The 6,376-nt window shown below is 66.2% G+C and carries 9 protein-coding genes; 1 reads left to right on the plus strand and 8 read right to left on the minus strand.

Annotation, left to right across the window (positions count from 1 at the left end; all coding sequences use genetic code 11):
- Positions 1-1,927: PE-PPE domain-containing protein (locus ADBZ5N_RS16660; RefSeq protein ID WP_526259313.1), on the plus strand; the 1,927-nt coding region annotated here is incomplete at its 5' end.
- 57 nt (positions 1,928-1,984) lie between these two features.
- Here the strand turns inward: ADBZ5N_RS16660 and ADBZ5N_RS16665 are convergent.
- The 8 genes from ADBZ5N_RS16665 to ADBZ5N_RS16700 all read right to left on the minus strand — a co-directional run.
- Positions 1,985-2,686, minus strand: a complete 702-nt coding sequence (locus tag ADBZ5N_RS16665; RefSeq protein WP_526259315.1) for an SDR family NAD(P)-dependent oxidoreductase — start codon at positions 2,684-2,686, stop codon at positions 1,985-1,987.
- Positions 2,687-2,720: 34 nt separating this feature from the next.
- Positions 2,721-3,188 (minus strand): ATP-binding protein, encoded by a 468-nt coding sequence (locus ADBZ5N_RS16670; protein WP_526259317.1) that lies wholly within the window; start codon positions 3,186-3,188, stop codon positions 2,721-2,723.
- A 33-nt stretch (positions 3,189-3,221) separates the two neighbouring features.
- Positions 3,222-3,596: an STAS domain-containing protein gene (locus ADBZ5N_RS16675; protein ID WP_526259319.1), complete on the minus strand. Its 375-nt coding sequence runs from the start codon at positions 3,594-3,596 to the stop codon at positions 3,222-3,224.
- Between the two features lie 174 nt (positions 3,597-3,770).
- The gene (locus ADBZ5N_RS16680; protein WP_526259321.1) at positions 3,771-4,049 is read right to left on the minus strand and encodes a hypothetical protein; all 279 of its coding nucleotides are present in this window, start codon (positions 4,047-4,049) and stop codon (positions 3,771-3,773) included.
- A 3-nt stretch (positions 4,050-4,052) separates the two neighbouring features.
- Positions 4,053-4,271, minus strand: coding sequence for a hypothetical protein (locus tag ADBZ5N_RS16685; RefSeq protein ID WP_526259323.1), 219 nt, complete (start codon positions 4,269-4,271; stop codon positions 4,053-4,055).
- Between the two features lie 224 nt (positions 4,272-4,495).
- Positions 4,496-4,810: a hypothetical protein gene (locus ADBZ5N_RS16690; protein WP_526259325.1), complete on the minus strand. Its 315-nt coding sequence runs from the start codon at positions 4,808-4,810 to the stop codon at positions 4,496-4,498.
- Positions 4,811-4,977: 167 nt separating this feature from the next.
- Positions 4,978-5,670 (minus strand): MspA family porin, encoded by a 693-nt coding sequence (locus ADBZ5N_RS16695; protein ID WP_526259327.1) that lies wholly within the window; start codon positions 5,668-5,670, stop codon positions 4,978-4,980.
- Between the two features lie 4 nt (positions 5,671-5,674).
- The coding region (locus ADBZ5N_RS16700; RefSeq protein ID WP_526259329.1) for an MspA family porin at positions 5,675-6,376 on the minus strand (702 nt) is incomplete at its 5' end.

Here is a 6,376-nt window from a genome sequence, read left to right on the forward strand (position 1 = left end):
TGAAACGGCGGCCAATGAAACGGCGCCCAATGCCGCCACGGTGAGCCCGCGACGCGGGCAGTCGGCCGGCGCGGTCCAACCGGAGATCGAGCCCGGACCGCGGGTCTCAGCGCTGAATCCCCACTCCACCAACCGCTCCGAGCAGCCCGCCGCGGTGGTGGCGGTGACCGCCTCCCAGCCGCCGGTCGAGGCACCCGCCCCGGTCGAGGTTCCCGTGGCGAGGGCTACCGACGCAGCAGCCGCCGTCGAGTCTGCTCCGCTGGCTGTGGCCGCCAGCCAAAGCGCTCCGGTCGCCGCGATCCTCCCCGCGGCGCCGGCAGCTACCCAACCGGTCTCCGCCCCCGCGCCGGTGGCATCCGTGCTGACGGCAGCGGCCACCGCATTGACCGATCCCTTCGCCGGCAGCAACACCGGCATTCCGGTCGGCTCCCCACTGGACTGGGCGACGCTGGCGTTCGCCCGCCGCAATCCGGCAGCCGAGACGAGCACTGCGTCGGTGCCGCCGGCGGCGGCCATCACGACGGCGCCGCTGCCGATCATTTTGGGGCCCAGCGGCGTTCCGATCCCGTCGGCGAAGTACGGCAATACCGTCATGAGCTACTACATTCCCAACGGGATCCCCGGAACCCAGCAGTTGGTCTTCACCCCCGAGGGTCTATACCCGATTACCGGCATCAAGAGCCTGCCGTTGAACACCTCAGTGGATCAGGGCATCCAGATCCTCAGCGACGTGCTCACCCCGCTGCCCGCCGGGACGCCGGTGACGGTGTTCGGCTACTCCCAGAGCGCGATCATCGGGTCGCTGCTCCAGGGCGGCTACACCGTCGAGGTCGACGGCCAGGACGTGAAGTTCGGGGTTCCGGAAGGACTTGCCGACAGCATCAACTTCGTCTTCGTGGGCAACGAAATGAACCCCAACGGCGGGTTCCTGTCCCGATTCAGCGGCCGGGACATGCCCATTCTCAACCTGCCCAGCCTCGGCATCCCCTTTTACGGCCCGACCCCGGGCGGTCCACTCCCGCCCACCGGCCAGGAGTACGCCACGACGAATTACCAAAGGGAATATGACGGCTTCTCGGACTTCCCGCGCTACCCGATTAACTTCCTGTCCGTGCTCAACGCCGCACTGGGGATCGCCTACGTCCACGTCCAATACACCCCGACGATCAGCCAGGAACAGTGTGCGCAGAAGGCGTTCTGTCTGTTGAAGACTGAGGTGGAGGCGGCGGTGCCGCTGCCGTCGACCTCCCCGTCGCAGCAGTACTTCTTCATCCCCACCGAGAACCTGCCGCTGCTGCAGCCGCTGCGGGACATCCCCTTCATCGGCAACCCGCTGGCCGACCTTATCCAGCCTGCGCTGAAGGTGATCGTGGACTTCGGCTACGCCGATCCGGCGCACGGATTCACCACCGGCACGCAACCCAACGGCAACGAACTGACTCCGTTCGGAGTGACCCCGCCGTTCGGGCCCGTCTACGGTGAGGCGTTCACGAAGTTCTTCGAGGGCATCGAGCAGGGCATCGCCGACTTCATCGCCGACTTCGGGCCGAACGGATCGGTGGCCCAAGATATTTCAGCTTTCTCGTTGGCGAACCTGGGGCCGTTGGGGATGGGCGCATCGGGCGGTTTCATCCAGATGGTTCAGAACGTGATCAACTCGGTCTCCGACGCCATCTCCGGAACGGTCGCCGGTCTGTACGCCCCCTTGCTCCCGACTGCCGATGTGATCAACGCCATCGTGCTGTCGCTGCCTGCCTACAGCCTCAACCTTTTCCTCTACGGGATGGAGAAGGTGTTCAGCGGCGACGTAATCGGAGGTCTCCTCGACGCGTTCGGCCTGCCCATCGCTGCCAATGTCGGCCTGATCACCATGGCCGGCCTGGTGGGAGCGGGAGTGTGGGCGGGGGCCGTCCTGGAGTACACCTGAGCCCCGGGGGACGGTTCCAGGCTGCCTCCGACGTTCCCGTGGTGACCTGACCTGCCCTCAGGCGCGGAGCGTCGACATCCCGCCGTCCAGGCCGAGGACCTGTCCGGTGATCCAGCCGCTCTCCGGCGACAGCAGAAACCGCGCCAAAGCCGCTGCGTCGCTGGGGCTTCCGACCCGCTTGAGCGGGTAGCGGGCCGCCATCGCCTCTTTCTTCTCCGGAGTGCCCAGCATCCGCTCCACTAGTGGGGTGTCCACCAACGCCGGTGCGATGGCGTTGACCCGGACTTTGGGCGCCCACTCGGCAGCCAGTGTGCGGACCAGGCCCTCCACCGCCCCTTTCGCCGCAGCGACCGACGAGTGCATCGGCATACCCTGACCCACCGCGACGGTACTGAAGAGCACCACGCTCGCCGGCTCGCCGTCATTGCCTTTCAGGCGGGCCTGACAGGCTTTCAGGAATCGCACCGCTCCAAGCAGATTGACTTCCCAGTCCCGACGGAAGTCCTCCTCGGAAAGCGCCCGAAAGCTCTTCAGGTTCACAGTCCCGGGGCAGTACACCGCCCCGGTGATCGACTCCGGCGGCTCAGGCAACGGATCGGTCCCAGTGATATCGCAGCTGATGTGCCGGACCGGACCGTCTGAGGTGAGGCCGTCGGCTGACCGGGACCACACGTCGATACGCTCCGCCGACGGTGCCAGCTGCCGGACCAATTCGCGTCCGATTCCCCGACTACCGCCCGCGATTAGATAGGTTCCCATCTGCTGATGATAGGGAGCATCGAACAACGCCGACTCAGCACGCCCCCGGGCCGAGGGCAATCGGGTCGGCGACATCGTCGAAGCGCAGGCGCACGCTGGTTCCCAGACCGGAGGTGTCGATGATCACCGAGTCGGCGAGGGTGCGCATGAGCGGGATGCCCCGGCCGCGGCAGCGCTGCCGATGCAGCGGGTTGGTTTCCTGCCAATGTCCCCGATCGGAAACCGTCACGCTGAGGGTGTGACGCACCACATCATGCACTGCATCCACATCGACGGTGCCGTCACCACCGTCGGTGTAGGCGAATTCGGCACTGTTGGAAAGAGCCTCGTTGACGGCGAGGACTACGTCACAGGCCCGGTGCTCGTCGACCCCGGTGCCGCCGCGCAACCAGCGGGAGAATTCGTCACGAATCCGGGTGACGGTCAGCGGGTCCGCCGATGCGTCATTACAGGTGAATCGGTCATCATCGGACTCGTTGCAAGGGGAACCGGCTGCGCTCATTTCAGCGGCAGATGTACCCGGTATTGGAGGGTTCTATTCCTCCAGCGCCGCGCGGGCCTCCTGCAGCGTGGAGTGGAGGCCTATCACGTCGGCCAGACCCACCAGCTTGAGCGGGCGGCTGGTGGCGGGACCACTTGCCACGACGGCGAACCCGTAACTGCCCTCGGCCCGGTCGCGGGCCGTCACCAACGCTCCCATTCCAGCTGACGCCAGGAAGTCGACGTCGTTGAGGTCCACCACGACCGCGGCGGGGTTCTTGCCGCCGGCGGCCGATATCGCCGCCTCCAACTGTGGCGAGGTGAGCATGTCGAGCACACCTGACACGGCGATCACCGCGGTGCGGCCGATCCAGTCTTCGTTGATCACGCAACCGGCGGTTGCGATGCCGTTGGTCTGTTGGTGGTTCATGGTTCACACCTCACTGCTTCATGCGCAGGCAAAGTTGTCGTTGTCGAAGGGCTGCCGTCTGAACCCGAGAACACTTGGGATGCTGGCCGCGTTGACTGTCTTTCAACGCCTTCCGGCCGGAATCGCCTGGAATCGTCTGCAATTTTTCGGAATTGCCTCGGCCGCGACATCACGTTAACGCATCACGCGCTGCCGTGAAGAGTCACTTTCGCGACTTCGGCCGTCAACGGAATCTCCGGCGGCCGATCTGCCCCAGCCGAGGTAGCCCACCGCCAGACTGGCCAGCAGGTAGACACCGGCGCCGATCCACAACGATGCAGCACTCCATGTTCGGCCCAGATAATGCGGTTCGCTGATCATTCCCGCGGCGATGGCGAAGCCCATATTGGCGTGCACCACCCCGGCGCCCGCGAGGAAACCGCACAGAAACTTGTAGATTTCGAGTTTCTTCACCCGTCATCGCTCCACTCTCTGGGGCCGCCAACCGAGGTATCCAAGGCCGACGCCGATCGCTCCGTAGACGACCGCTTCGATCAGCATCTTCCCGACGCCCCACTCGCGGCCCCGCCAGATCGGCACCGAGACGGTGCCCCGTGCGGTTGCCGCCGCGTAGACGACGTGCACGAAAGTCATTGCTGCCGCTACCCCGGATAGAAATTTGAAGACATCACGCATACCTGCCCCCTACCGTCGATCTGCCTCCAGCATCACTGGGTCCGGCCATCCGCAGAAGAGCACAAGGTCACCCTTATGGTCGGTAGTCGGACGGTCGGTAGTCGGATGGTCGGTAGTCGGCCAACAGAGAGGGCCGCGGGATAAGGCGGCATATTTCTGACTGAACCAACGCGGCGCGAAGGGTCCCAGCCGGGGTAGGCGCGCGGGAACGTCACGGGGGCGGTTCAGTTCGGCGGCAGCAAGGATGGAGTCGGCACCGGCGCGGGTACCGGGGGCGGCACCGGCAGGAATTGTTCGAGGCCCGGCGGGAGATTCGAGCCGGGCGGCGGGGCTGTCCCCGGCAGTGCGGCGCCCAACTCCGAGCCGGGCAGCCGACCCAGGGCGCCATGCAGCATCGCGTGCACGCCTTTCAATTCGTCGATGAACGCGAACGGGCCAGGAGGGGCCCCCTCGGACAGAACGTAGGGCGAGGGCTGGCTGCCGTCTGGTAACCGATAACGGTCCGGGGCCAGCAGGGTCACCGGAGTGAGTTGATCCAATGGACCAATTAAAAGAGCCGGGTCGAGGCCGGCGAGGGCCGGCGGTGGCGCGGGGACCGGCGGCGGCAGAGGTGGTACGGGGGCCGGTTCGGCCAGCGCTGGCGCGGTCCACCACAACGCCGCGAGGAGGAGAGTTGCCGAAGCGGGAACCACTGCACGCCGCATATTCAGAACACCTTGGTGACGCCGTAGTAGGCGACGATATCGGTGTTGCCGTTCGCCGAACTGGTCAACACCGCGTAGGACCGCAGCGAGGACGCACCGACGCAGCCGTCGACCTTAATGTGGATGTCTTTCACCGTGACCCGGGGCGACGTTCCGGTGAACTCCTTCCGGTAGACCGGGACGGACTTGACAGTTCCCGGACGCGGCTCGACGCGAATCTGGCCCGAGATCGGGACTGCAACGGTGTCGAACAGGTCGACCCCACCAAGGTCGATCGCCGTGTTGCTCAACCCACCGCCGATCCCGCCGATCAGTCGTACCCTGTCCATCTCCACGCCGCACCCGATCTGATAGCCGACTTCCAGCGTGCCGCCGTAGACCGCGCCGGTCGACGAACCGGTGAAGGTGCCACCCACCAGCCAATCCCGCGAACTCAGCGAGGTGGTCAGTGGCGGCACCGGCAGTTGTGTTTCGTCCCTGGCCGCGACGGTCAGGATGCGGCCGTCGACGAGTTCGGCGATTCCCGGCGGCCCGGACGCGACGACGCCGGTGTCCGGTGGCGGCCCCGGGTCAGCCGCCACGACGTCCACAGCCGGCGGGGCTCCGTCGTCCCCGGGAGGGTCCGCGGACGCGACCGCCGGTGATGAAGACATCAGCAGCAGGCAAACGGCCAGCGCCACCCCTCGTTCCCTCATCTGTCTACACCGCTCTGGTCACGCCGAGATAGGTCACTACGTCGGCGGTGTCGGCGGTCGTACTCGTCAACGTCGCGTAGGAGCGGATGAAGGACTGCCCCTCACAGCCGTCGATCGAGACCCGGTACCCGGTGACCGAAACCCGTGAGGAGGTGGTGTCGGTGAAGGTCGATTTGCCGATCGGAACGATGTTGACCACGCCCGGCTTCATCGAGAGTCGCAGATCGGTGCCCGCGGCCAGCCCGAAGAACACCGGGAATAAGGCGGGAAAGGAAACTCCGGGGACGACGCCGATCTCGGTGACCGATTCAAGGCCGTCCTGCATGATGCCGCAGCCGATCTGGTAACCGGCCTCGAGGGTGCCGCCGGTCAAGTTGGTGCTGCCCGAGCCAGTGACGTTGCCGGTGAAGGTTCCCGTCACGAGGTATTCGCGCGACCACGGCACGTTGGTTAACGAGGAGACCGGTTCAATCGACTCGTTGGCCGCCGAGGCGGTCAGAACCCAGCCGTCGGGAGTCGCGAGCACCCCCGGCGCGCCGGAGGCAAGCGGCGCGGCCCCGGCACCCCGGGGTGCCGCAGCAGCCACGGCTGGCGGCACGGTCGGCTCGGCGGGCGGATCAGCCCGGCTGGGCCCTGCAGTCGCTGTGACCGCCAGCGCGTATAGCGCCAGTGCGGCCAACGATCGGGCTAAACTCAGTGACAAACT

It is taken from the genome of Mycobacterium sp., assembly GCF_044370595.1.
Lineage (GTDB): Bacteria > Actinomycetota > Actinomycetes > Mycobacteriales > Mycobacteriaceae > Mycobacterium.